Annotated in this window: 15 protein-coding genes, 1 tRNA gene and 1 pseudogene; 10 read left to right on the forward strand and 7 right to left on the reverse strand. The window is 66.7% G+C overall.

Annotated features, from left to right (window positions below):
* Window positions 1-44: 44 nt before the first annotated feature.
* From K8Z49_RS30980 to K8Z49_RS31000, 5 genes and pseudogenes are all read left to right on the forward strand, one after another.
* Window positions 45-4751 carry a DEAD/DEAH box helicase family protein gene (locus K8Z49_RS30980; RefSeq protein WP_412515873.1) on the forward strand — a complete coding sequence of 1569 codons (4707 nt, stop codon included), beginning with the start codon at window positions 45-47 and terminating at the stop codon, window positions 4749-4751.
* Window positions 4751-6565 (forward strand): UvrD-helicase domain-containing protein, encoded by a 1815-nt coding sequence (locus K8Z49_RS30985; RefSeq protein ID WP_412515874.1) that lies wholly within the window; start codon window positions 4751-4753, stop codon window positions 6563-6565. The genes K8Z49_RS30980 and K8Z49_RS30985 overlap by 1 nt, the downstream gene beginning before the upstream one ends.
* Complete coding sequence (locus K8Z49_RS30990) at window positions 6562-9717, forward strand: helicase-related protein (protein ID WP_412515875.1); 3156 nt, start codon at window positions 6562-6564, stop codon at window positions 9715-9717. The genes K8Z49_RS30985 and K8Z49_RS30990 overlap by 4 nt, the downstream gene beginning before the upstream one ends.
* The gene (drmB, locus tag K8Z49_RS30995; protein WP_412515876.1) at window positions 9657-11492 is read left to right on the forward strand and encodes a DrmB family protein; all 1836 of its coding nucleotides are present in this window, start codon (window positions 9657-9659) and stop codon (window positions 11490-11492) included. Before K8Z49_RS30990 ends, drmB begins: the two co-directional genes overlap by 61 nt.
* Before the next feature lie 398 nt (window positions 11493-11890).
* A pseudogene (locus K8Z49_RS31000) lies at window positions 11891-12687 on the forward strand (IS5 family transposase).
* Between the two features lie 593 nt (window positions 12688-13280).
* Here the strand turns inward: K8Z49_RS31000 and K8Z49_RS31005 are convergent.
* The 3 genes from K8Z49_RS31005 to K8Z49_RS31015 all read right to left on the reverse strand — a co-directional run bounded on the left by K8Z49_RS31005 (window position 13281) and on the right by K8Z49_RS31015 (window position 14913).
* Window positions 13281-13354: transfer RNA gene (locus tag K8Z49_RS31005), tRNA-Pro, on the reverse strand.
* Between the two features lie 75 nt (window positions 13355-13429).
* A complete protein-coding gene (locus tag K8Z49_RS31010; RefSeq protein WP_412515877.1) occupies window positions 13430-14017 on the reverse strand; it encodes a class I SAM-dependent methyltransferase in 588 nt (195 codons plus the stop codon).
* On the reverse strand, window positions 14014-14913 hold the full coding sequence (locus tag K8Z49_RS31015; RefSeq protein WP_021591498.1) for a metallophosphoesterase: 900 nt from the start codon (window positions 14911-14913) through the stop codon (window positions 14014-14016). Before K8Z49_RS31015 ends, K8Z49_RS31010 begins: the two co-directional genes overlap by 4 nt.
* 94 nt (window positions 14914-15007) lie before the next feature.
* On the opposite strand from K8Z49_RS31015, the gene K8Z49_RS31020 reads away from it, so the two are divergent.
* Window positions 15008-15460 (forward strand): GatB/YqeY domain-containing protein, encoded by a 453-nt coding sequence (locus K8Z49_RS31020; protein ID WP_033330365.1) that lies wholly within the window; start codon window positions 15008-15010, stop codon window positions 15458-15460.
* A gap of 35 nt (window positions 15461-15495) precedes the next feature.
* Here the strand turns inward: K8Z49_RS31020 and K8Z49_RS31025 are convergent, their stop codons facing one another.
* A complete protein-coding gene (locus tag K8Z49_RS31025) occupies window positions 15496-17817 on the reverse strand; it encodes a penicillin-binding protein (protein WP_024934449.1) in 2322 nt (773 codons plus the stop codon).
* 326 nt (window positions 17818-18143) lie between these two features.
* Here K8Z49_RS31025 and K8Z49_RS31030 point away from each other — a divergent pair, with 326 nt between their 5' ends.
* Both K8Z49_RS31030 and K8Z49_RS31035 read left to right on the forward strand, forming a co-directional pair.
* Window positions 18144-18455 carry a WhiB family transcriptional regulator gene (locus K8Z49_RS31030; protein WP_021591501.1) on the forward strand — a complete coding sequence of 104 codons (312 nt, stop codon included), beginning with the start codon at window positions 18144-18146 and terminating at the stop codon, window positions 18453-18455.
* 735 nt (window positions 18456-19190) lie between these two features.
* Window positions 19191-19370, forward strand: a complete 180-nt coding sequence (locus K8Z49_RS31035) for a hypothetical protein (protein ID WP_412515878.1) — start codon at window positions 19191-19193, stop codon at window positions 19368-19370.
* Window positions 19371-20027: 657 nt separating this feature from the next.
* Here K8Z49_RS31035 and K8Z49_RS31040 read toward each other — a convergent pair.
* Window positions 20028-20615 carry a TetR/AcrR family transcriptional regulator gene (locus K8Z49_RS31040; protein WP_412515879.1) on the reverse strand — a complete coding sequence of 196 codons (588 nt, stop codon included), beginning with the start codon at window positions 20613-20615 and terminating at the stop codon, window positions 20028-20030.
* An 83-nt stretch (window positions 20616-20698) separates the two neighbouring features.
* On the opposite strand from K8Z49_RS31040, the gene K8Z49_RS31045 reads away from it, so the two are divergent.
* On the forward strand, window positions 20699-21745 hold the full coding sequence (locus tag K8Z49_RS31045) for an aldo/keto reductase (RefSeq protein ID WP_412521202.1): 1047 nt from the start codon (window positions 20699-20701) through the stop codon (window positions 21743-21745).
* A gap of 383 nt (window positions 21746-22128) precedes the next feature.
* Here the strand turns inward: K8Z49_RS31045 and K8Z49_RS31050 are convergent, their stop codons facing one another.
* Both K8Z49_RS31050 and K8Z49_RS31055 read right to left on the reverse strand, forming a co-directional pair.
* Window positions 22129-23286: an ArsA family ATPase gene (locus K8Z49_RS31050; RefSeq protein WP_021591504.1), complete on the reverse strand. Its 1158-nt coding sequence runs from the start codon at window positions 23284-23286 to the stop codon at window positions 22129-22131.
* A gap of 586 nt (window positions 23287-23872) precedes the next feature.
* A complete protein-coding gene (locus tag K8Z49_RS31055; RefSeq protein ID WP_412515880.1) occupies window positions 23873-24868 on the reverse strand; it encodes an ArsA-related P-loop ATPase in 996 nt (331 codons plus the stop codon).
* A gap of 249 nt (window positions 24869-25117) precedes the next feature.
* Between K8Z49_RS31055 and K8Z49_RS31060 the strand changes: the two genes are divergently transcribed.
* The gene (locus K8Z49_RS31060) at window positions 25118-26155 is read left to right on the forward strand and encodes an SPFH domain-containing protein (protein ID WP_412515881.1); all 1038 of its coding nucleotides are present in this window, start codon (window positions 25118-25120) and stop codon (window positions 26153-26155) included.
* Window positions 26156-26390: the final 235 nt, after the last annotated feature.

Raw genomic sequence — 26390 nt, forward strand, 5'->3', positions numbered from 1 at the left:
TAAAAGGGACATCTCGCGTGTGTTCGTGAGGAGAGCGGATCTAAGTGGTCAGTTCGAATGAGGCCGAGCCCGCCGGACGCTCCGGCTGGTCGGGCGAGGACAGTCCTGTCGCTCAGGTCGTCCTCACTCAGTCGGAGGCATGTCTCCAGTCCTACGTGGCCAACGCTGATCTGATTGAGGAGCACGCGAACATCGAGACCTCCATCCGGGAGGGAGGCTACGGACACCGGCAGCTGTACGAGCTGATCCAGAACGGCGCCGATGAGCTCATGGGTTCTCGTAACGGGCTCATTCATATCGTGCTCACGACGGAGGCTTTGTATTGTGCGAACCGTGGTAACCCGATCACTCCCGATGGTGCCCGGACCATTTTGGCTTCGCATCTGTCCCGCAAGCGAGGTGCAGAGATCGGTCGCTTCGGCGTCGGTTTCAAGTCCGTCCTGAGCGTTACTGACCAACCGCTCTTCTTCAGTCGTACCGGCTCTTTCGGGTGGTCGGCAACTCGCGCGCGGGAGCGGATTTTGGAACGCGTTCCCGGGGAGCGGCCCACACCTGTCCTCCGTATCGCGCATCTCCTTGATGCAGACGGGGAACGGATGGCCGACCCAACGCTCAATGAGCTGATGTCCTGGGCCGTGACCGTGGTGAAGCTGCCCTTGCGTGATGGCAGATTCGCCGACCAACTCGCTGAGCAGCTCCGTGTATTCCCGGAGGTGTTTGCGGTGTTCTCTCCGCATGCCGGCCGGGTGATCCTCGAGGACCGCAGAAACGTCTCGTATCGCAAGGAGATCTTTGTCCAGGGCGACGGCGTTCGCCGATCGCTCCAGGTGATCGAGAACGGTGTCGAGAAGGATCCCTCAGAGTGGTCGGTCTTCGAGATGAACTCCATTCTCTCTGATGACGCATGGGCAGATGCGGGTGAGTATCGCCAGCGTGTCGCGGTTCCCATCGCTTGGGCTGTTCCAAACTCTGGATGGAACAGGGACGGGGCCTTCTGGGCGTTCTTTCCAACGGAGTACGATACGACCTTGAGCGGTGTCCTGAACGCTGCTTGGAAGACGAATGAGGACCGCCGGCATATCCTCGATGGGAACACGTTCAACCAGGAGCTAATGAAGGAGGCGGCCCGTCTGATTGCCGCCTCTCTTCCGCGCCTCGCCACGCCTGAAGATCCCGCACGCCCTCTTGAGCTGATCACGGCTCGTGGTCGTGAAACGCGCAACTGGGCAGACGAGCTCCTTACTGAGCGCGTCCGCATAGAGGTAGCGAATAACCGTTCCATCCCCGACCAGGAGGGCGCGCTCCAGCGCCCCGGTGACGTCCGGATTCATCCAAAGGCTCCCGACCAGAACGAGGAGCGTTGGAAAGTGTGGGTGGAGCGATGGGCCTCGTACCCTGGTCGTCCTGTCGAATGGTGCCACCCTTCTGTGGAGAGGACGCAGACGCGCAGGGCACGCGCCTACATGCTGATCGAGGACGTGAACGGCAGGGCTGCGACCGTCCAGGAGTGGCTGGAAGCGCTGGTCTCCGACGGTACGGCCGCTGCGTCCGCGGTTGCGTTGTCGATCGTGGCCGAGATGGTCGACGAAGAGCATCCCTACCAGGATCTGGCTCGCGGAGCTGCGGTTCTCCGTACGGCCGACGGGCGACTGGTCCCGCCGCAGGAGGGCAAGGTCTTCCGGCGTACGGCGATGGATCCCCCCTCCGAGGACACGGTGTACGTGGATCCGGAACTGGAGGACGACCCAGAGACCTCTCAATTCCTCGAGATCCTCGGGATCAAGGCAGCCGACGCTTTCGGCCGCTTCTCTGCGGCGGTCTCCGGAGGCTTTGCCCTTTACCTGGGGCCGGATTGGGATCGGTTCTGGCAGCTCGCCCGGCGCGTCCCGGTGGATCGTGCCGTTGAGCATGTGATCAGCCGTGGCGTTGTAGCGGATCTCATGGTCCGAACACGTGCCGGGACCTACAAACGGTTGAGCCGCTGCCTTCTACCGGGGGTTGTCATTCCCTCCGGGAGTCCGGATGACTCGGATTTCATGGTGGATGAAGACTTTCATCACGATGACATCAGGATGCTGCGCGGGTTGGGTATGTCGGACGTGCCGCTTCCTGATGTGAACCCGTCGTCGGCGGTGTGGTTCGGTGACTACAGGTCGAGCATGGTCGACCTGTACTACAAGGCCCTGCCGGCAGGTGTTCGCAGGCCTCAACAGGGCAGGATCGAGCTCGAAGGCGCCCATCCCGCCGGACATCTCGGGCTCCTGTTCGACCTTTCCCCGGCCGCGCGCTCTCGGTTCATCCAGAACCTGCCGGTAGAGGGCCTGGTCACCAAGTGGACGGTCCATGCGCTGACTCGTCCCGATGACACGCCCCTCCCCGTTCCGTCACCGTTGGTGTGGGCCATTGAGAAGAGCGGCAGGCTTGCCACCTCGATGGGTATCCGTCGGATCGCAGACTGCGTCGGGCCAGGCTTGGCCGCCCACGCTCGGGTCCTGCCGGTCGCTGATATCAACCCTGGTCTCGCGCGGGCTCTCGGCCTCGCCAACAGCTTGGCGGAGATCAAGGGGGGCCTCTGGCTTTCGCTCCTCAACCAGGCCCTGGAGAGTGAACGACACGTGGAGCTTGGCGCGCTGTATGCGCTTGCCGCCACGCAGTTGAGCGCTCCCGTCAAAATCCGTTGCCAACAGGGCGAGACATGGACCACCTGCTCTCCTGCGGAGGCCGTCGCCACGGCAGACTCCAGCCAGTATCAGCGTCTCATGGCGGGTGGTATCGCGGCTCTGCTCGTTCCTGAGTCGGACGACGTTGCCCGGCTCGTGGACCAGTGGGGGATGAAGACCTTCGACGAGGTCTACATCACCGAGCTTCGCGCTACGTCCTCAGGTCAGCCGACTCCCCTCGAGGATGTGTTCCCACAGCTGAAATTCGAACCCGGACGTCCGCTGCGCGGCCTTGACCTGCTGCGTTGCGAGGCGTTGGTGCAACTCGTCCGTACGCCGTCGGGTCAGACTTCACAACCTGTCGACATCGGCCGGCGCGAAGAGACGGTCTACTGGCTCGATCGTGGCGACGACCTGGCGCTCCTCAGAGAGTTGAACGCCCTTCTCAGGCTAGGACTCTCGGAGGAGCGTTGTCGTCAGGTCCTTCAGCATCGGGAGGACATCCAGCGAGACCAGCAGATCCTCAAGGTCCGCGAGCTGGAGGACCTCCGAGACAAGCTGGTGGCCATGCTCGGGGACGATGTTCTTCGGGAGAGGCTGCCGTACGGATTGGTCGACGCAGTCGAGGCCGAGGAAGGCCCGGTCGACGACCGGACCGTCGCCGAGTTGGCGCTCGCCGTCCACGGCTCAGGCGTCCTGCGGGAGTTCCGGCAGGAACTGGAGGACCGGGGGTTCCCCGTACCGACCCAGATGGCAGGCAACCATCTGGCGAAGGCCTTCGTAGCGGATCTTGGTTTCCCCGCCGAGTATGCCGGGTTCCGCCAACCAGGCCTCGAACCTGTGCTCACCGTGCAAGGTCCGGTGAACTTCCCAGCCCTGCACGACTACCAAGAGCTCATGGTCGGTCGAATTCAGGAGGTGCTCCAAAGCCGGCCCGCCCTACGCGGAATGCTCAGCCTGCCGACCGGAGCGGGTAAGACTCGCGTCGCCGTGGAGGCGATCATTCGCCGTCTGCGGGTGCTTCCTCCCTTCGCTGTGTCTACCCCGGTTCTGTGGGTGGCGCAGACGGAGGAACTGTGCGAGCAGGCGGTCCAGACCTGGCAGATGGTGTGGCGCAACACGGGTCCGGCTCAGCAGTTGACGATCAGCAGACTCTGGTCCACCAACGAGGTGGACCCCGTGGACGAGGGATATCACCTCGTCATAGCCACCGACGCCAAGTTGGAAAAGGTCATCGAGGCCGACGGCTATGAGTGGCTACGTGAAGCCCAGGCCGTCGTCGTGGATGAGGCGCATGCGTCGATCAGTCCGCGATACACCCGGGTCCTCGCCGCTCTCGGGCTGACTCCTCATCGATCACGCTGCCCTCTGATCGGCTTGACCGCGACCCCGTTCCGTGGCACCAACACGGAAGAGACCGACCGGCTCGTCGCGCGCTATGGGCGCAACCGCCTGGACCATCACCGCGACGGCCCGGAGATCCTGGGCGCCGAGCCGTACGTGACCTTGCAGAAGCTCGGAGTGCTGGCCCAGGTCAAGCATGAGGAACTTCCGGGTGCCAGTCTCGATCTGAGTGCGCAGGAGCGAGACTCACTTGCTCAGCTGCGTCGACTGCCGGCATCGGCTGAGGAGCGGCTCGGCCATGACGCCATCCGTAACGGAATTTTGATCAACAAGATCCTCGAGCTGCCCGACGACTGGCCGATTCTGCTGTTCGCTACATCCGTTAACCACGCCCAGACCATGGCGGCGCTGCTCACCCGCAAGGGCGTGTCGGCGGCCGCGGTATCGAGCGATACCGACCTTGGCCAGCGCCGGCATGCGATCGAGCAGTTCCGGCAGGGCAAGGTTCGCGTCCTGGCCAACTACAACGTCTTGTCTCAAGGGTTCGACGCGCCGGCGACGCGGGCAGTGATCGTCGCTCGGCCGACGTATAGCCCGAACGTCTACCAGCAGATGATCGGCAGAGGCCTCCGTGGTCCGCTGAACGGCGGCAAGGAGGAGTGTCTCATCGTCAACGTCGCCGACAACATCGCCCAGTACGGCGAAGAGCTCGCGTTCCGTCAGTTCGAGTACCTGTGGAAGAGCTGATGAGCACCGACGTTCAGCTGACGGAAGAGCAGCGGCAGGTCGTCGAAGAACCCGCAGAGGCTCGTCTTCTGGTGACGGCTCCGGCAGGATCTGGCAAGACCCTCTCCTTGATCCATCGCCTCGCCTTCCTCATCGAGGAAGAGGAACTCGAACCATCCGAGATCCTTGTACTGAGCTTCTCGCGCGCAGCCGTCAGCGAGGTCAGGAAGCGTCTGGCCGTCTTCGGCTCCGCCGTCGGGCATGTGGACGTTCGGACGTTCGACGCCTACGCGACTTGGCTCCTGTCCGAGGTAGAGCCCGATGGTAGCTGGCAGCGTCTGGGGTTCGGGCCACGGATTCGTGAAGCGACTCGGTTGATCAAGGAAGACCCGAACGTCGGTGAACTGGTAGAAGAGATCCATCATCTGGTCGTTGATGAGGTTCAGGACCTCGTCGGTGAACGCGCTGAGCTCGTACTGGCGCTACTGGAAACCGGTATCGAGGGGTTCACCCTGCTCGGCGATCCGGCCCAAGGCATCTATGGCTTCCAACTCGACGATCCGCAGGAGCGTCTGGAGGGAGCGGCGCGACTTTACGCGGAGGTGCGCGAACGCTTCAAAGATGAGCTCGATGAGGTCGCACTCGAGAGGAACTTTCGTGCTCGAGAGTCCGAGGCCCGGGCGGCGATCGCCTACGGTGAGTCGCTAGGTGCCGTGGACGCGCCCTTCGACGAGATTCAGCGAAGTCTGCGGACCACGCTCATGGCAGGGGACTCCCTCGGCACGATCGACCAGGCGGCCCCGGTCCTGGCCCGGATGGCCGGTACGACCGCGATGCTCTGCAGGTCGAACGACGAAGTCCTGCTGATTTCGCGGCGGCTTCACGACCTCGGCGTCCCACACCGGCTCCAGCGGTCCGCTCAAGACAGGGCCATCCCTTCGTGGGTTGGCTCGCTCTTCCGCGAGCTCGATTCCAAGCAGCCGCAGAAGACCGAGGTGTTGGACGTGCTCGGTAGGGCCGGCGTCGATCCGGAGGTCTCCTGGGAGCTTCTTCGGCGCATCGATCGAGGCCGACGCGACGAGACGCTCGATCTTCCGGCGATACGGAAGCGGTTGATCCGTGGAGGACTGCCCGACGAGCTCGGTCAACAGTGGTCGGACGGCCTCGTGATCTCGACCGTTCACAGAGTCAAGGGCCTCGAATTCGATCAGGTGATCGTCGTGGACCCCGGTGATGCACCTGAGAACGACCCCATCGAGCAGGCCGAGCGTGCTCGACTGCTGTACGTGGCCATGACCCGGCCACGCGATCTCCTGATCCATGTGAAGGCGATCGCCAAGCTCACTGCCGGCCGTCTCCAGCGGCAGCGTGACGGGCGGTGGGCTGAGCTGGGGTTCAAGGCCGGGCGAGTGTTCGGAATTGAGGTCCTACCGGAAGACGTGAATCGGGACGAGCCAGCTGGCACGGTCGGTTTCCAGGAAGATCCCCTGAAGATTCAGCACTACCTTGCGACTTCCGTGCGAGAGGGCGACCCCATCACGCTCGTTCGGCTCCCGGTCGCATCGACCGAGGACTCTCCCGCGTACCTCGTGGAACACGACGGGCACCGGGCCGGAGTGACCACCGAATCCTTCGCCAGAGCGTTGCGAGCGCTTCTGCCCGGGCGCGACCGTAGGTTGCCGCCTAGGATCAAGGAGCTTCGAGTGGACAACGTCGAAACCGTGATCGGCCGTGAAGCGGCCGGCCTCAACGCAGGGCTCGGCTGGTCGGGCATCTGGTTGCGACCGCGGATCGTGGGACTGGGACGTTTCGACTGGGCAGGAGTGCAGTCGTGAGCTTTGACGGGCACTATGCGTTCCGCCGCGAGCTGGTCACCAGGCTGGAGCGAGATCTGATCGGACCGACCGGTGCAGCCGAAGAGACGATCACGGATCCCCCCATCACCAAGTACGCCGCCGGGATCCTTTTTCCGCAGTCCCGGGACAGTGTCGCCGAGAACAACCCGCTGGATGAGGCCCCCGAGAACAGGCGCCAGGGGGACTTTCCCGACCCGGCTGTTGCCATGGCCCACGTCCGTTATCCGTCCTCGATGGGGATGTCCTTTTCGGTCGACCTTACGATCTCAGATTCGATCATGGTCGAAGTGGAGGCAGCGCGCTACGTGTCCGATGCTCCTGCGGAAGGACGTCGTACTCGCACCAGCTCCGTGGCGGAGGAACCATGGCGGCGCAGGAGCCTGCCGATCGAACCCCACTGCATCAAGGTTTCGGAAGTGGGCCAGCAGTCGATCAGAGTCGCCGACAATCTTGAACTGTTCGTTCGGGTACGGCCAGCGAATGCTAAAGGAGTCGCAGCCGTCACGCTGGCTCTCCTCAACCTGTCTGTGGCTCAGGACAACAGTTCTATTCGAGATGAGACGGCTTTCTTCCAGCCGCGCATCACAGTACGGCCCGTCGCTGAATCGTCACCCTTCGTGGAGCGGCCACCGCTTGGTTCCGCGGACACGGATGAGGAAGCCGGTGCCTACAGGCTGCTCTACCGTCATGCGCCGAGTTTCGCTACCGGCCATGGCTGTGCGGTGGAGTGGGAGCCCAGTAAGGTCGCCGTCAACGAGCTGGCTGGGGTCCCTGCCCCTCGATGGGTTCGAACGACGTTCGTGCCCACCTACGATCTCCGGCTGGCCGACTCCAATCTTGAAATCGACGTGGCTCGCCTCGGAATGCATCGCCTTGCAACGGTGTCCGATGCCGAGGTCATCGCCGCCCTGAAGGGCTTCACCTCGGGCTACCGTGCCTGGATTCGCCAGAGACGTAACCAGGTCGACGACATCGCGGACAAGAGTCTGCGCGAGACGGCCCTCGAGCACCTGAGGCGGTGTACGACATCCTGCGATCGCATGGATGCGGGAATCGAGATCTTGGCGGATCCTGCGGATCCAGCCCCCATGGAGGCGTTCCGACTTGCGAACCGTTCCATGGCACTGCAGCGTGCTCGTACGGAATGGCTGAGGTCCTCGAACCGAGATGCGTGCGAGCCCGATGAGACGGCGGCCACCTGGCGCCCGTTCCAAATCGCGTTCATACTCCTCTCTCTGCGCGGTGTCGTGGATCGAGAGTCGGTCGACCGCGACATCGCCGACGTGCTGTGGTTTCCAACCGGTGGTGGCAAGACCGAGGCGTACCTAGGCCTGATCGCCTTCTCCACTTTCCTCAGGCGACTACGAGACCCGCAGAACGGAGGCGGGGTCACGGTCCTGATGCGGTACACCCTTCGCCTGCTGACGGTTCAGCAGTTCGAACGTGCCGCCCTCCTCATGTGCTGCATGGAGCGGTTGCGTCGGGACGCCGGAGCCCATCTCGGTCAGCGCGAGATCTCCATAGGCATGTGGGTCGGCCGTGGCTCCACGCCCAACACGCTGGATGAGGCCAAGCGGTCCCTGCGGAGGCTCGCCAAGAACGAAGAGGTACAGGAGGAGAACCCGGTCCAAATACGTTCCTGCTGCTGGTGCGGCACTGCGCTGGACCATTACGACTACAAGATCTCCGCCGATCGCCTGGTGATCGCCTGTGGCGCCCCGGGCTGTGACTTCGCTGACGGCCTTCCGGTCCACGTAGTCGACGAGACCATCTATGCGCAGCGCCCGACCCTGATCATTGCCACGGCGGACAAGTTCGCCGGGCTGCCCTGGAAGCCGGAGATCGGCAACCTTTTCAACCACTTCAGTTCCGAACCACCGCCCGAACTGATCATCCAGGACGAGTTGCATCTCATCTCCGGCCCGCTGGGCACTCTGGCGGGTCTCTACGAGACCGTCGTGGACCTGATCGGTCAACGGCCCAAAGTCATCGCCTCCACCGCCACGATCCGTCGTGCCGTGCACCAGGGCCTGGCGCTGTTCGATCGTCAGGTGGAGCAGTTCCCACCGCCCGGCCTCGATGCCCGAGACTCCTATTTCTCGGTTGAGACACCACCTTGCCGGAAAGCGAGCAGGCTCTACGTGGGCCTCATGGCGCCGGCCACCAGCCAGACCAGCCTGATGGTGCGGACGTACGCGGCTCTGCTCCACCATGCCCAGGTGATCGAGGGGAGCGACGAGGTCCGGGACGCCTACTGGACACTCCTGGGCTACTTCAACAGCCTTCGACTTCTCGGCGGCGCCAAGCTTCAGGTTCAGGACGACGTCAACGACCGTCTCGACCTCCTCAGCGAGAGTCTCGGCCAGAAACGGCGTGACATCCGCCGGGACATCGAGCTGACCAGTCGTGAGCCGTCCAGTGCCATCCCTGGTCACCTACAGGACATGGCCACGCCGTATCCGGATGCACTGGACGTGATCCTCGCCACCAACATGATCTCCGTGGGGGTCGACGTGGATCGTCTCGGCTTGATGGTCATGATGGGGCAGCCTCAGTCCACCTCTGAGTACATCCAGGCCACCAGTCGGGTCGGACGGAAGTGGCCTGGGCTGGTGGCGACCCTCTTCAATGGAGCGCGGTCCAGGGATCGCTCACACTACGAGAACTTCACCTCGTATCACTCCGGCTTGTATCGCCAAGTCGAGGCGACCAGCGTGACGCCGTTCTCGGCGCGTGCCCGCGATCGCGGTCTCCACGCCGCGATCGTGGCGCTAGCCCGCCTGATGATCCCCGTGGCTCGCCCCAAAGAGGCCGCCGCCTACATCGCCGATTTCGAGGACGAACTCAACGTGATCTGCGATCAGATCCTCTCCCGCGTCGAGCGGGTCGCCGACCGAGCCGAGCGAGACATGACGGAAGAGCAGATCAAAGAGATCATCGCCCAGTGGCGCGAGGCGGCGGACGAAGACCCGGAGCTCACATACGGCACGTACCGACAGCCCGGACTGATGGTCGACGCCGGCCGATGGGACCAGTCGGACGACTCGATCGCTTCCGCGTTCGCGACGCTATGGAGTCTGCGCGACGTCGATGTCGAGTCGACCATCTACCTGGACAGGGCAGTGCGGTGAAGGGGAAACCCATAGGGGGCGTCCGAAGGGCTCAGCTCATCACAACCTATGGGGTCGGTTCTCTGATAGCCGTCGGCAGTGAGTCGTTCATGGTGGCCGGACTCGACCGCTGGCCCGAGCTCGGTCCCTTTGATCAGATCATCCACGAGCGCCGGCTGGAGAAAGAACTCGGGGTGGAGTGCTTCCGACTCCCCCCGGCGTCCGAAAGCAGCAAGTACGGCGACATTCCGGTGGTCCGGTTCCCCGAGATCCAGTCCTGCCCTGGGTGCAACCGACTGGCAAAGGCGAAGTTCTTCGGTGCGAGCCGCAGTCCTGCCAAGTGCAAGGAGTGCGATCGCGAGCTGGTGCCGTCCAGATTCGTCGTCTGCTGCGCCGCAGGTCACATCGACGACTTTCCCTACTTTCGCTGGCTCCACAAGGGCGGCAATTCCGTCGGAAGTGACTCTCAGCGGCACGACCTGAGGCTGAAGGCCACAGGACGCAGCGCCTCGCTCGGCGACATCGAGATCTCCTGTTCGTGCGGCGTGCGCCCGGTCACCATGGAAGGCGCCCTGAGGAAAGCTGCGCTGAGGGGGATCAGCGACTGCACCGGACGGCGCCCCTGGCTTGGTGACGTTCCGGCAGAGGAATGTGAAGAGCTCCCGCGGGCGATGCAGCGAGGCGCGTCCGGTGTCTGGTTCTCCGATGTGCGATCCGCGCTCTCGATCCCGCCATGGTCGGAGGGCGTCCAGAAGCTGGTGGAACGCCATTGGAAGTCCCTGAAGAAGGCGCCTGACCTACGTGATCGTCTAGAAGAGCTGGAGCTGGACAACCACCGGCTGTACAGCGTGGAAGAGATCATCCAGGCGGTCGTGAGGCGTCGTCAGGACGATGCCGGTCAGACGGACGACTCCGAGGAGACGCTGAAGTTCGACGAGTACCAGGCGTTGACCAGGACCACGCAAGAGCAACCGGGACCGCAGGATTTCGTCTGCGTACCATGGCCGGACAAGGCGATCGCAACAGAGCTGGCCCTCGACAAGGTAATGCGGGTGAAGCGACTACGAGAGGTACGCGTCCTCAAGGGATTCACTCGTCTAGCCGCGCCCAACAGTGCGAACATCGATCGGCGGACGCCGCTCTACTCGGCAGAGAACCAGCCTGATTGGCTGCCCGCGATCCAAGTCATCGGAGAGGGCGTCTTCCTCCGGCTAGATCCGGATCGAGTGGCCGAGTGGGAGTCACGGCCCGAGGTTCAGACCCGGATAACTCCGATCGGCCATGCGTACCGAGAGCGTTTCGCACGATTCGGCCTGGACCCGGACCGAGAGATCACACCGCGGCTGGTCATGATTCATACGCTGGCTCACTCGATCATCAATGAGTGGAGCTTGGACTCGGGGTACCCCGCGGCGTCTTTGCGTGAGCGCCTGTACGTGTCCGACAAGATGTCCGGCTTCTTGGTCTACACGGCCACCAGCGACTCCGCCGGAAGCCTTGGCGGCATTGTCGCCCAGGTGGAATCGGGGCGCCTCGCCGCCTCTGTGCGCAGCGCCCTAGAACGAGTGTCGTGGTGTTCCGCTGATCCACTGTGCATGGAAGCGCAGACCAGTGGCACCGACAACTTAAACCGAGCCGCTTGCCACTCGTGTGTTCTTCTCCCGGAGACCAGTTGCGAGGAGTTCAACACCCTGCTTGATCGTGCCCTGCTGGTGGGCACCTCGGAGGTGCCCACCCTCGGATTCTTCTCCTCGAGGGACGCTCGCGCGGCCGAGGGACAATTCGCACAGCGTTGACGATCTCTGTGGCTGGAGCACGATCTTCCGATCTAGGGGACGGGGCGATCACGATCTTCAGCGGCCGCCTCCACTGGAGCACCCCGCCGAACCCGGGGGTCGACAGGCGAATACAAAACCAGCGTGGCTGAAGCACATCTACGAGCTGTGCTGGCCTCAAGCCCGTAGCCGAAGAACTGATCGATGTTCACCGGAACAGCCGACCACAAGGGACCGCTCGATGACAACGCCGTCCGCAGTGTGCCCGTCTCCGGGGTCGGCGCAAGCCAAGCGCTTGCGGGCTGTGGGCTGGCCTCGTGTGCTGGAGTACCTCCGGCCGAAAGCGGCATCCCTGGCCTTCGAGGACGAGGCTGAGCTCGTCCTCATCCTTGGGGTCGTGCATGCCTGCGGACGTGGAGATGGTCGAGCGGCTGGTGCCAGAGGAGTTGTGGGAGCTGTTCCAGCGGGTGGTTCCGCCCGCTCCACGAGGCCGCAGGGCGGTGGCCGGCGCCGGTACGGGGATCGTGAGGTCCTGGCGGCGATCATCTTCGTAGCCACCACAGGTTGTACGTGGCAGCAGCTGCCGCCGGTGTTCGGGCCGTCGGGCCCGACCGCGCACCGGCGTTTCACCGAGTGGACGACTGCGCGAGTGTGGGTCAAGCTGCACCGGCTCGTCCTGGACGAGTTGGGTGCGCGCGGTGAGTTGGATTGGTCGCGGTGCGCGATCGACTCCGTCAGTGTCCGTGCCGCCAAAGGAGGGAGCTGACAGGCCCGAATCCTGTCGACCGCGGCAAACCTGGGTCGAAGATCCATCTGCTGACCGATCGTGCCGGACTGCCGCTGTCTGTCGGAATCTCGGCGGCCAACACCCACGACAAACTCGCACTGGAGCCGCTGGTGCGGGGCATCGCGCCGATCCGCTCCCGGCGCGGGCCACGCCGTCGCCGCCCGCCAAAAGTGCACGGCGACAAAGGCTACGACTACACCGACCTGCGGCGCTGGCTACGCGGGCGGGGCATCACCCCGCGCATCGCGCGCCGCGGCATCGAGTCCTCCGACCGGCTCGGACGCTACCGCTGGGTGGTGGAACGGACGGTGTCCCGGCTGAGCGGCTGCCGCCGCCTGCACCGCCGCTACGAACGCAAGCCCGAACACTTCCTGGCCTTCGTCTGGCATCACCGCCACCCTCATCTGTCACCGCCGACTAACCAAATGAGAAGACGTCTTAGTCTGCGCGGCGGGGCCGCCTGCCGTGCTGTACACGTGAGTTGATGGTCTACGTTCTCAGCCTGCATCAGGAGGGGCTCACTATCCGGGGTATCGCAGCAAGGCTTAACGCCGAGTCCGTGCAGACCCCCACGGGAGGCCGCGGTGGCATCCCTCGAACGTTGGCCGCTTGCTTACGATGCGCTTCGCGCAGGAAGTAGGTGAGGAGATGGCACGGACGCAGTGACACAGTGCCGGGGCGGGCACTTGTGGCCACCGATCGCGTCGTGGCTATCGCGAAGGCTCAACGTTCACGGTCACTGAGTATGTGCTTCGTGCGCTCTCATCGCGGTGTTCAAGGTGCAGCCTCGTCGACCAGGGCGAGGCCAACCGCACTGCGTCCGCCTGTGGCGAGCAGGCGCTGGGGAAGCTTGGGGCTGAGGTTCAAACGGGTCCGGAGAGAGCTGAGATGTGACCAGTAGGTGATGGTGCGTGACCTTGGAGGTCGCGGAGTCACGGTCGGGGGCGGGGTCAGATGGGGGTCAAAAGATCTTGAGGCCGGTCTCCTGTGTGGAGAACCGGCCTCTGAGCTGGCGGTTTCTGTCGGGGTGGCGGGATTTGAACCCACGACCTCTTCGTCCCGAACGAAGCGCGCTGCCAAGCTGCGCTACACCCCGGTGGTGGCTGCCCGGGAGTCGTACGTTCTCCCGGCGCCTAGTCCACCTTAGCGGATGCCGGGGGGTGCTGCGTCCCTATTTACGGGCTGTGAAGCCGGTCACGGCGCCGGAGTGGGTGAGCTCTATCGAGGTCAGGCCGGCGGTGGTCAGCCAGGTGCGGAGGTCGGTGACTGTGCCTGGGTTGCCGAAGGTGCCTTGGCGGCGGAGGAGGTTGATGAGGGGGTCGCGGCCTGCGCCTCGGACGATGGTGGTGCCGCGGAGCCAACCGCTTGGGCGTAGGACGCGGGCCAACTCGCGTACAGCGGCGGCTGGGTCTGGGAGGCAGTGGAGGCCGTTGTAGGTGAGGCAGGTGTCGAAGGTCGAGTTTTCGAAGGGGAGGGCGTAGATGTCGGCCTGGAGGAGGGTTGTTGTCTTGCGGCGGGCTCGGTTGAGCATTGTGCGGGAGAGGTCGGCGGCTACGTGGCGGGGGTTGTCGGTGACCGCTATGCCGCCGCCGCAGGGGATGTCGAGGGTGAGGGCGGACGGGTCCTGGGCGGCGATGGACGTATGGAGGTGGTCGATGTCGTAGTTCCAGAGGACGCGGGCTCCCACGCGGGAGAGGACGCGGTTCTGGACGGCGAAGTCGTACCAGAAGGCGGTGAAGGAGGCGGTCTTCCAGCTCACCGGCGGGGGACGAGGGTGAGGAGGGATGCCTCGGGCGGGCAGCAGAAGCGCATGGGGGCCTTCGGGGACGTGCCGAGGCCGGCGGAGACGTGCAGCCAGGAGCCGCGGTGCTGGTGGAGGCCCTTCACGCGGGGGCGGTCGATGCCGCAGTTGGTGGCGAGGGCGCCGTAGAAGGGGACGCAGACCTGGCCGCCGTGGGTGTGGCCGGCGAGGAGGAGGTCGTAGCCGTCGGCGGTGAAGCGGTCGAGGTTGCGGGGTTCGGGGGAGTGCATGACGCCGAGGTGGACGTCGGCCTGCGGGTCGACCGGGCCGGCGATCTTGTCGTAGCGGTCGCGGTTGATGTGGGAGTCGTCGATGCCGCCGAACTCGACGTCGAGCTCGCCGACCTTGAGGCGGCCGATGCGGTTGTTGAGGTCGAGCCAGCCGGCGGCCTGGAGGGACGAGCCGAGTTCGCGGTAGGGAAGGTCGGGTTCGCGGCGGCGGCGGTCGTAGTCGGACTGGCTCGTCCGCCAGACGTAGCGGAGCGGGTTCTTCAGCACCGGCGAGTACAGGTCGTTCGACCCGTAGACGAAGACTCCGGGACGGTCGAGGAGGGGGCCGAGGGCGTCCAGGAAGGGGCCGATCGCGTCGCGGTGCGAGAGGGAGTCGCCGGTGTTGACGACGAGGTCGGGTTCGAGCGCGTCCAGGGAGCGGACCCAGTGGATCAGGCGCGAGCGGCCGGGGGTGAGGTGCGCGTCGGAGAGGTGCAGGATCTTCACCGGGGGACGGCCGGGCGCCAGCACGGGCACGTCGAAACGGCGGAGCCGGAACCAGTTCCGCTCGATGAGCGAGGCGTACCCGAAGGTCGCGGCTCCCGCCCCCAGGAGTCCCAGGGGCGCGGCGTAGATCTTTCGCACGGCTCTCCCTTCTCAGGGTTCCATGTTTTCAGACATGGGCACCGCGCGGTAATCCTGATGAGGCAGAAGGTACCGGACGGGCATGATGTTGGGCATGACCCTGAAGGAGAAGCTGGAGTCCGACCTCTCGTCCGCGATGAAGGCCCGTGACGAGGTGCGCACGCGGACTTTGCGGATGGCCCTCACCGCGGTGAAGAACGAGGAGGTCGCCGGCAAGCAGTCGCGCGAGCTGTCGGACGACGACGTCGTCAAGGTGCTCACCCGGGAGGCGAAGAAGCGCCGCGAGGCCGCGGCGGCGTTCGGTGACGCGGGCCGGGAGGAGCAGGCGCAGGCGGAGCGGGACGAGGGCTCGGTGCTGGAGGAGTACCTTCCCGCGCAGCTGTCGGACGAGGAGCTGACCGCGCTGGTGGCGGACGCGATCGCCGAGACGGGCGCGTCCGGGCCGCGCGCGATGGGTCAGGTCATGAAGTCGGTGAATCCGAAGGTGGCCGGACGCGCCGAGGGCGGGCGCGTCGCCGCCGAGGTCAGGCGCCAGCTCGCGGAATGAGGAAGGGCCCGGCACGCTCGCCGGGCCCTTGCGTCTCAGTCCTCCCAGGGAGATGACCGGCCGTTCGGCTGGCCGCGCCCGTTGCCCTTCTTGCCGCTGCTCACGTAGAGGATGACGGTGCTGCCGGGCGGGACCTCGGTGCCGCCGTCCGGGGAGGTGGACACGACCGTCCCGCGCGGCTGGTCGGAGTCGACGGACCCGGGCGCGACCTTGACCTTCAGGTCGGCGCCCCTGAGCTTGGCGGTGGCGGCGCCGATCGTGTCGCCCTTCACCTCGGGGACGCGGGTGGTGTCGCCGAAGTCGCGGGACGGGGTGCGGAAGCCGGGCGCCGGCTCGCCGGCGAGGGCGCTCCGCATGGACTGCTGCCAGATGCCGCCGGGGATGTCCGCTCCGTAGACGCCGTACACCTTGTACTGCCAGGGGCCGCGGAAGTCCCAGTAGGCGGTGGCGGCGGCGAGGTTCGGGGTGAATCCGGCGAACACGGCGCAGGTGAACTCTTCACACGTTCCGGTCTTGCCGGCGGCGGGACGGCCGATGCCGCGTCCGGCCGCGGTGCCCTTGGTGAGGACGCCCTGGAGGATCGAGTTGACCTTGTCGGCGACGTCCTCGTCCAGGGCCTGGTGGCAGTCCTGCTTGGGCAGCTTCAGCTTCTTGCCCTCGGGGTCGACGACCTCGGTGACGGAGATGGGGGCGCAGTACTTGCCGCGGGCGGCGAAGCCGGCGTAGGCGGCGGCGAGGTGCACCATGTCGATGTCGTTGACGCCGAGGACCTGGGACGCGATCGGCAGGAGCGGGTTGCCGTTGCCCTGCTTCATCCCGAACTTCTCGGCCATCTTGACGGCGTTGCAGACGCCGACGCGCTTCTCCAGGTGGGCGTAGAACGTGTTGACCGAGTGCCAGGTGCCGGTCTTGAGGTTGAAGTTGCCCTTCTCGCTGTCGCCGGCGTTGGAGAGGGTCCAGGTGCCGCCGCCGATCATGGCGTTCTTGACCTTCTTGCCCTGGTACATCCCGGTGTAGCGGCACGGCTGGAAGCCGCCGATCGTGGTCGTCTGCGGCGAGTTGATCGTGGTGCTGACCGGGATGCCCTGGTCGATCGCGGCGGCCAGCGTGAAGATCTTGAACGTCGAGCCCGCGGACACGCCGTTGCCGCCGCCGTGGCGGGAGTCGGCGGGCAGGTTGATGGTCGTCCGGCCCTTCCCGGGGCCGAACCGCTTGCTGAGCCCGATCGCCTTGACCTTGCCGGTGCCGGGCTCGACCATCGCCTCGGCGCCGACGCGGTTGCCGCCGGGGGCGACGGTCTGGCGCAGCGTCTTGTCGACGGCGCGCTGGTCGTCCATGTCGAGCGTGGTGCGGATCGTGTAGCCGCCCCGGTTGAGCTCGTTGACGACGGCCTGCTGCTGCTTCGGTTCGAGCTCCCAGTACTTGCCGTCCGACAGGATGTTGAGCATGTCGTACTTCACGTACTCGCAGAAGTACGGCGCCTTGCTGGACTGGCAGCCGCCGACCGGGTCGGTGCGGTTCAGCTCGATCGGCTTGGCGGCTTCCTCGTCCGCCTGGGCCTTGCTGATGTGCCCGAGCTGCGCCATCCGGTAGAGGACGATGTCGCGCCTGTGCCGCGCGTCCTTCGGGTTACGGATCGGGTCGAACGCGGCGGGGTTCTGGGTGATGCCGGCGAGCAGGGCGGCCTGTCCGAGGTTGAGCTTGCTGGCGGGGACGCTGAAGTAGCGCTTGGCCGCCGCCTGGACCCCGTACGCGCCGGCGCCGAAGTAGGCGATGTTCAGGTAGCCCTCAAGGATCTGGTCCTTGGTCATGCGCTGCTCGATGTCGAGGGCGTAGCGCAGTTCGCGGAGCTTGCGCCCGACCGTGGGAGCCGTGGCCTCGCGGTACTCCTCCTGCGTCCGGGCGCTGTCGACGAGGAGGTTCTTGACGTACTGCTGCGTGAGCGTGGACCCGCCCTGAGTCTGCTCGGACTCGACGTTGGACGCGAGGGCGCGGATGGTGCCCTTGAGGTCGAGCGCGCCGTGCTCGTAGAACCGCGAGTCCTCGATGTCGATGATCGCCTTGCGCATGATCGGGTCGACCTGGTCGAGCCGGACGGACTCGCGGTACTTGTCGAAGAACGTGGCGACCTGCTTGCCGCTCGCGTCGTACATCACCGTCTTCTCGGACGGTGGTGTCGTCTTGAGCTCGCCCTCCATGTCCTCGAAGTTGTTGGCGGCGTCGCGGGCCGTCAGCCCGGCGCTGCCGACCGCGGGCAGCGCGATGAGCGCGACGATGAGCCCCGCCACCACCCCGGCCCCGAGCAGCCTGAACAGCGTGGACGCAGCCTTGACCCGATCCGATTTCGCAACGCGCACGGGGTATAGGGTACGCGGGACGAGCAGTGCATTAGGGACAGGTCCCCCGGCGCCCCCGCTTTCCGGGCCCCACGATCAGGACGTTCGTCCGGTATGCCCTCATGATGACAACCTGCGCTGTGTCTGGCGCGTCAACTACAGGTAACTAGTCCGTTCCGGCGGTATGGCCCCGGTGGGCTATATCGAGAATGGGCCCATCGGGGGCTGTTGAAACGTCCCTCGCTTCCGTAAGTTCTTCCCCACGGCTTTCGTTTGGCGGCCTGACGTCCGCGCCCGTCCGGCCAAGGAGCGCAAATCGACACAGACCCTAGGGGAGTGGGGCCAAGATGTGGATCACGGATTGGACCGCCCGCGCCGCCTGCCGTAACGCGGATCCGGATGCCCTGTTCGTGCAGGGAGCGGCGCAGAACCGGGCCAAGCTCATCTGCCGCGGCTGCCCAGTGCGCACGGAGTGTCTCGCTGACGCCCTCGACAACCGGATCGAGTTCGGTGTCTGGGGCGGCATGACCGAGCGTGAACGCCGTGCTCTGCTACGGCGGCGGCCGGATGTGAAATCGTGGCGCGACCTGCTGGAGACCGCGAAGGACGAGTACGAGCGGTCGGTCGAGGTCGACGAGGAAGAACTCGTCGCCAGCTGACCTCGGCGGGCCTCACGGCCCGTCCGGCAGGGGTTCAAGGACCGGGAAGGTCCAATTAAGAAGCGTGACCGCGGGCCTGTACCGACCTCCAACCGGTACAGGCCCGTTGCCACGCCTCACGTTGGTGGCCTGACGGGCGCAGCGCGCTACGTCGCATGCCCTGTGGCCCTGTGGCCCTGTGGCCCTGTGGGCCTGTGGCCCTGTGGGCCTGTGGGCCTGTGGGCCTGTGGGCCAAGCCCGCTCGCGATGGCTTCACCGCGCGGTGCCTCCCGTCGGCGCTGTGGCGCTGCCGACGCCCGCGGTCGGTACGACGGCAGGACCGGCGCACGCCCCCGCCGCCCACACCACGGCCCACGGCCGAACCAGCGACCGCGACCAACGACCGCGACCAACGCACCACGCACACAGTCCAACAGCGGCGCGCCACCTGACACCGTCACCGCGACCCTTGGCGACCGCGACCCGCCGCCCGCTGCGGGTAACTGCCGCCGCGACCTGCCGTGGTGACGACTGCCCGCTCTTGCGACTGGCCAGGGCCAAGACCCCCTGCTTCGACCTGCGGTGGTGGAAGACCGCCGCCGTTGCGGCTCGCTGCGGCCAAGACCCGCCGCCGCGGCCTGCCATGGTGGCGACTGCCGCCGCTGTAACCAGCCGCGACCAGGCATAGGTTGACCGCGCTCCCTACCGGGCTGCGCAGCACTATCGGGTTGGATTTGCTGTGATCAGCACGGGTGCATGGTGATTCGGTGGCTCGACGCGCTGCCACCGCTAAGTCTCGTGTCGCTCAACGACCAGCTCGATCAGGTTGCTGCGGCGGCAAATCCGCAGGTGCTGGTCGATCTGAGTGCGATGTGCGGCTATTGCTCCGATCGGCTTGTTGTGAATGCGATGGGCGGCGCGAAGTCGATACCGTGAGTGTTCGTTTTGAGGTCGTCCGATCATCTTCTGCTACACGGAGTAACGCGCGCCAGGCTGAAGCACGTGCGATTCGGACAGATCGGGCCGTGCGGATCGCCTCCGCCTGCACCAGGTCGTCAGGCTGGAGGCGTACGAGGTTGATGTTCCGGTATGCCTTGACCGCCGGACCCACCACGTCGCGTGATACCGCCGCCGTCGTCTCGGTCGTCGAGGTGACCTGGTCAGAGGCAGCATCGCCTTTGAACTGCCGCCGGGTGTGCTCGGGGACCGTCGCTGAGGTCAGCTGTTTGGTGCGCTCGGCGACGTCGGGCGACGCCGGGGGTGGGTCCGGGGAGCTCGCAATCCACTGCCTCACCCGCCGCGCAGGGTAGCCCGTCCAAACCGCCGTCGAAGCAGTCCAGGAGGGCGGGGCGGCGGGCGGCGATGAGCGCGTCGGCGCCGGGGTGCTCCAGGACGAACCGCAGCGCGGTGCGGGTGGTGGTGCTTGTGGTTGGCGCGCAGCCGGCGCAGCGTGAGCAGGACGGTGATGACGTGGCCGGGCGCAGCCCGAGAGTCAGGACGCGGGCGGTGCGAGCCTGGACAAGGTCGTCACCTCTGCGTTTGTCGACGCCGTAGGCGAGTCGGCCGCCTCGCAAGCCAACGGAATTTCGCAGGTCAGGACGTGCTCAAGGAGGCGTCGAGAAGTATCTCGGCGGTGGTGCGGGCGTCGGTGAAGACGTCTGCCGAGTTCGCGGACGTCGACAGTGCGGTGACTCCCTCGAAGAGGAGGTTCAGCTGGCGGCCCAGCGTTCGGGGGTTGGACGCTCCGGCCTCGGCCGCCGTCGCGGCGAGCCGTTCGGCGAACGCTTCCTTGTAGTCGGCCACGAGCGTGCGGACCGGTGTCTCGATGTCGCAGATCTCGACGGCCGCGTTGTGGAAGGGGCATCCGCGCAGGGCCGTGCCGGGCGTGGGCGGTTCGAAGAGCGCCAGGAGCCGTTCGCGGGGAGTGAGGCTTTCGTCGTCCAGGACCTGCGTGCGTGACAGCGGCGTCTCGTAGTGGAAGCGCCTCAGATAAGCCTCGACGAGCGCGTCCTTGCTGGGGAAATGCTTGTAGAACGTCCGTTTCGACACGTGGGCGACGTCTGTCAGGCGCTCCAGGCCGGTGGCGTTGATGCCTTCCAGGTAGAAGAGCTTGGCCGCCGCCCACAGGATGCGTTCGCGGGCGCCCCGGCCGCCGTGCGGTTGCCGGTCCGTCTCGTCCATGACCGAAGTATACCGATCGTTGTACCTTTGCTAACCTGCTCCAGGTACACCGATCGTTTTACTTTGGAGGCGGCGTGGAGTACATGACGTTCGGCCGGAACACCGGCCTGCGCGTGTCGGAGTACGCGCTCGGCACGGGCAATTTCGGGACGCGCTGGGGCATGGGCGCCGAACCCGCCACCGCCCGCAAGATCTTCGAACGGTTCGCCGAGGCCGGCGGGACGTTCATCGACACCGCCGACACCTATCAGGCCGGAGAGGCCGAGGAGATCATCGGCGACCTGCTCGACGGGAAGCGCGACCGGTTCACGCTGGCCACAAAGTTCGCCAATCCGGTGACCCCGGCGTCTGGCCTGAACAGCACCGGGAACGGGCGTGCCCACATGGTCCGCGCGGTCGAGGCGAGCTTGCGGCGCCTCCGGACCGATCGCATCGACCTCCTGTGGGTCCATTTCCCGGACGCGGTGACGCCCGTCGAGGAGATCGTGCGGGGCCTGGACGACCTGGTCGCGTCCGGGAAGGTCGTCCACGGCGGCCTGTCCAACTTCCCGGCGTGGCGTGTCTCCCGCGCCGTCACGATGGCCGATCTGCGCGGCTGGTCACCGATCATCGCGGTCCAGCACGAGTACAGCCTGGCCGAGCGCACCGCGGACCGGGAGGTGCTGCCGATGGCCGAGGCGCTCGGGCTCGGGACGGCGCTGTGGTCACCCCTCGGCGGCGGTCTGCTGACCGGCAAGTACCGCTCCGGTGCGGAAGGGCGCCTGACCACCTGGGGACGCGTGATCCAGAAGGAGGACAGCGACCACAAGACCGCCATCGTGGACGAACTGCTCTCCGTCGCGTCCGAGACCGGCCTGCCGCCGGCGCAGGTCGCCATGGCCTGGCTGCGTGAACGGGCGGCGCGCTCCACGACGCCGACGGTGCCCATCATCGGCCCGCGGAACCTGGATCAGCTGGACGGTTACCTCGCGGCCCTCGATGTGAGCCTCGCTCCCGAGCACCACGACAGGCTCACCGCCGTCAGCGACATCGCCCTGGGCGAGCCCCACCAGGCGAACGCCGCTCAGCGTGACGCCCTGTTCGGCGGTCAGGCGTCAGCGTTCCGCACTCCTTCGCTGCCGGCGGCCTGACCTGCGGAGACCGGTAGTTATCCACAAGTTGGCGTTCGCTTCTCCCGACGGCCTCCGAGCGGTCAGGCTGTGTTCGCAGGCGGGGAGTTGGGCATCGGCGCACCGTCGCCGGCCAGGGTCGCTCAACGTTGCCTGGGATTCGGCAGGCCGCATGTCAGGGCTGCGAGACGCCGCGTGGGGTGGCGCGTCGCGTCCAGCCAGGAAGGAGGGGTGTTAGCGGTCAGGTTGGGTGTCGCGCGGCGGGTAGTCGGGCGTTGGCGCACCCTTGCAGGCCAGGGTCGCCCGACGTTGCATGTGTCCGGCGGGCCGTATGTCGGGGCTGTGAGATGCCGCGTGGGGCGGTGCGGCGCGTCCAGCCAGGAAGGGGGTGCTTGTGGTCGGGGTCAGGCTGCCGGTGCGGATGAGGTGGGGGCCGCCAGGTCTTCGCCCACTTGGCGCAGGCCGTCCAGGTCGTGGACGTCCTCCGCCTGGGCGGGGACGGCCGTGACGGGGACGGTCGGGTGCGTGGACGCGAAGTGGTCGCGGAGGCGGTCCTCGCGGGCGGCCAGTTGCATGCGGTCGGTGTGGAGACGGAGCAGCGCGGCGGTCAGCTTGTGCTCGCCGCGTTCCTCCAGCGTCTCGGCGGCGGCCTGGCTTCGGGCGGCCGACAGCGTGTCGGCGGCGGACTCGTGGACGCGGTTGACGACGAGTCCGGCGAGCGGCATGCGTTCCTCGGCGAGACGCTCGACGAAGTAGGACGCCTCGCGGAGGGCGTCCGGCTCGGGAGCGGCGACGACGAGGAACGCGGTGCCGGGGGTCTGCAGCAGCTTGAACGTCTTCTCGGCGCGCTCGCGGAACCCGCCGAACATCGTGTCGAACGCCGCGACGAAGGTCTGCACGTCCCGCAGTAGCTGGACGCCGAGGACCTTGTTGATGACGCCGGTGAACACGCCGAACCCGGCGCTGATCACCTTGACGCCGAAGCGGCCGCCGGTCTTGGCCGGCGCCGCGAGGATCTTCATGAAACGGCCGTCGAGGAAGCGGCCCATCCGCTCGGGCGCGTCCAGGAAGTCCAGCGCGTTGCGGGACGGCGGGGTGTCGACGACGATCAGGTCCCACGCGCCGGACCGGTGCAGTTGCCCGAGCTTCTCCATCGCCATGTACTCCTGCGTCCCGGACAGGCTGGACGACAGCGACTGGTAGAAGGGGTTGGCGAGGATCTGCTTCGCGCGGTCCGGGTCGGCGTGCGCCTCGACGATCTCGTCGAACGTCCGCTTCATGTCGAGCATCATGGCGTGCAGCTCGCCGTCGCCGTCGATCTCGATCTTGCGCGGGTTGTTGTCGAGCTCCGACAGGCCCATCGACTGGGCGAGCCGGCGCGCCGGGTCCACGGTGAGGACGACAACGTCCCGTCCCCGCTCGGCGGCGCGCACCCCGAGCGCGGCGGCCGTGGTGGTCTTCCCGACGCCCCCGGACCCGCAGCACACGATGATCTTCGTGCGGGGGTCGTCGAGCAGCCCGTCGACGTCCAGTGCCGGAGGGGTCTTGCTGATCGGGCTCATCGGTTCACCTCTGCCGTCCGTGCCCTGGCTCGGAAGGGCCCTTCCCCAGGACCGCGCCCACGCGCCGCTCGCTCGTCATCCCCGGCGCGGTGCCTGTGTGCGCAGAACCCTCGTGCCTGGCGAACGCTCACGTCCGGCCCGAGCCCATGCCCGTCATCCAGCGCGACCCACGAAACACCTGGCGGCACCGCCTCGGCACCGTCCAACGCCACCCACGAAACGCCACCCCGCGACACCCCAGACGCGACCCCGCCGCCGGTCACCGGACCAATCGCAAGTACGTCAAACCCCACCGCACCGTCCACAGGCGCGCCATAGCGTGGCTGGTCAGGCCTAGCCCCGCCGTGCCACAGCCCGCCGCCGAGTGTGGATGTGTCGTGCGGCGTCCAGTCAGGTATGGAGGTGTCGTGGTGGGTGGGCGCGTATGCGGATGCTCGCAGGTGCGCGCGTTCATCCCCGTCGCCTCGGTGAGGATGTGCGCCAGCCGGGTGTGCAGGTCGGAGGGCAGTGTGTTCACGCTGGTGTGTCTGGTGGGGAGCCAGTGCGGGGGTGTTGTGCGGTGCCCGGGTGGGGTGGGGGTGCTGGGTCATGCGGCGCCTTGGGCGCGGAGGGCGGCGGCCAGGTCGTAGAGGCCGGCGAGGTCCATGCCGTCCGAGAGGAGGGGGAGGGTGTAGCGGGGGCGGTCGATGGACTCCAGGCGTTCCTTCTCGCGGCGCTGGAGGGCCGTGCGGCGGGCGTGGTCGGTGGCCTCGGCGGCGAGGACGGCGGCGATCGACTCGGCGTCGTGCTCCAGGCCGGCGGCCTTCACGCCGCGGATGATCTCGTCGGTGTCCAGCGTGCCGGCGGCGGCAGCGGCGAGGTCGTCCTCGGTCAGGACGGGCTGGTGCTCCATGTTGACGATCACGCCGCCGACCGGGAGGCCGACCTCGGTGAGGGCGTGGATGCCGTCCATCGTCTCCTGGACGGGCATCTCTTCCAGGAGCGTGACGAAGTGCACCGCGGTTTCGGGGCTGCGGACGACCTTCATCACGGTGTCGGCGTGGTTCCGGACGGGGCCGACCTTGGCGAGGCCGGACACCTCGTCGTTGACATTCAGGAACTTGGTGATGCGGCCGGTGGGCGGGGCGTCCATCACGACGGCGTCGTAGATGAAGGAGCCGTCCTTCTTCCTACGGCGTACCGACTCGGAGGTCTTACCGGTGAGGATGACGTCGCGGAGGCCGGGGGCGATGGTGGTGACGAAGTCGACGATGCCGAGCTTGGTCATCGCCTTCCCGGCGCGCTTGAGGTTGTAGAACATCTCGAGGTACTCGATGAGCGCCTCTTCGGTGTCGATGGCCAGCGCGTGTACGTCCCCGCCGTCCGGCGCGACGGCGACGCGGCGCTCCTCGTACGGGAGGGGCGGGCAGTCGAAGATCTGGGCGATGCCCTGGCGCCCCTCGACCTCGACGAGCAGGACCTTGCGGCCTCCGGCGGCCAGGGCAAGGGCGAGGGCGGCCGCGACGGTCGTCTTGCCCGTGCCGCCCTTCCCGGTGACCACGTGGAGGCGTACGCCGTCCCAGTCGGTGTCTCTCGCACTCACCCGATCGACCATATCGTTCACTCGTCAAACACTTGAGAGGGCGGACGCCCTCGTGCAAGTGATCCCTGACACGATGCCGCCCGGGTCGATCCGCCCGGACGTTGTCATCCGGCCTGCCCGCGCGGTTAGCTGGGAAACGTGAACCGTTGCTCTCGGCGGTTCCGCCTGAATCGTACGGGTTCAGAAGCCTGCCGGGGTTCCGGGGGCGCGCTCCCGGTGCCCGGCCAGCACGCGAGAAGAGGTGCCGTGATGGCAGCGGTGGCCCTGGTCATCTTGCTCATCGTCCTCGTCGGCGGACTGATCGTCCTGTCGTCGTCCATCCGCATCGTGCAGCAGTTCGAGCACGGGATCGTGTTCCGGTTCGGCCAGGTGCAGCGCGGCGGCCAGCTGCGTCCAGGGGCGGTCCGCGGTCCCGGCCTGACGGTGATTTTGCCGATCATCGAGCGGATGCAGAAGGTCAGCCAGCAGACGATCACCATGGGGGTGCCCGGGCAGGACGGCATCACCCAGGACAACGTGAGCGTTCGCGTGGACGCGGTCGTCTACTTCCGGGTGGTCGATCCGGTGAAGGCGATCGTGAACGTCCACAACTACGGCTATGCGGTCTCGCAGGTGGCGCAGACGTCGCTGCGGTCGGTCATCGGGCAGGCGGACATGCAGGAGCTGCTCGGCGAGCGCGAGAAGATCAACATGCGGCTGCGGGCGATCATCGACGAGATCACCGAGGGGCCGTGGGGCGTCCTGATCGAGCGGGTCGAGATCAAGGACGTGTCGCTGCCGGAGGGCATGAAGCGGTCGATGGCCCGGCAGGCCGAGGCCGAGCGGGAGCGCCGCGCCCGGATCATCACCGCGGACGGCGAGTTCCAGGCGTCCAAGCGGCTCGCCGCCGCCGCGGAGATCATGTCGCAGGACCCGGCGGCCCTCCAGCTGCGCCTGCTGCAGACGGTCGTGGAGGTGTCGGCCGAGAAGAACAGCACGCTGGTCATGCCGCTGCCGGTCGAGGTCCTGCGGTTCTTCGACCGCGTCACCGGCGGTCACGGCCAGAGCGGCGAGTCGGGGAGCGGGGACGGCAAGCCCGGCCTCGCGGAGCGGCTCGCCAAGGCCGAGGCGGAACTGGCGAAGGCGGCGGAACAGCCGTCCACGCTGAAGTCGGCCGAGGACGTCCCGCCCGTCATCGGCCTGGACGAGCCGAAGTCCCAGGTGGCCGCCCCGCAGGACGACGAGCAGCGCGGCATCACCGGCGCCCCCGACGGCGGGACCGGAGAGAGCCAGCAGCCCCCCAACTGAACTAGGAGACCACGAGCAGCCCCCGCCGCGTCCCATGGACGACCCAGCGTGGGGGCGCGTGGGGACGGTGTCGCGCTCGTCGGCGCCTGCCGTTCCTTGCCACGGACGCCCACCCGACAGCGCGGCGGCCGCGTCCGGCCGGTAGACGGGCGATGCACGGCCGCCGATAACCCGGTCGGCCGACTTGCCGTGGGTCACCATCCGCGCCAGGCGGCGGACGCCTCCTCCGCAGGCC

Origin of the sequence: Actinomadura madurae (assembly GCF_047130825.1) — a bacterium.
GTDB lineage: Bacteria > Actinomycetota > Actinomycetes > Streptosporangiales > Streptosporangiaceae > Spirillospora > Spirillospora madurae.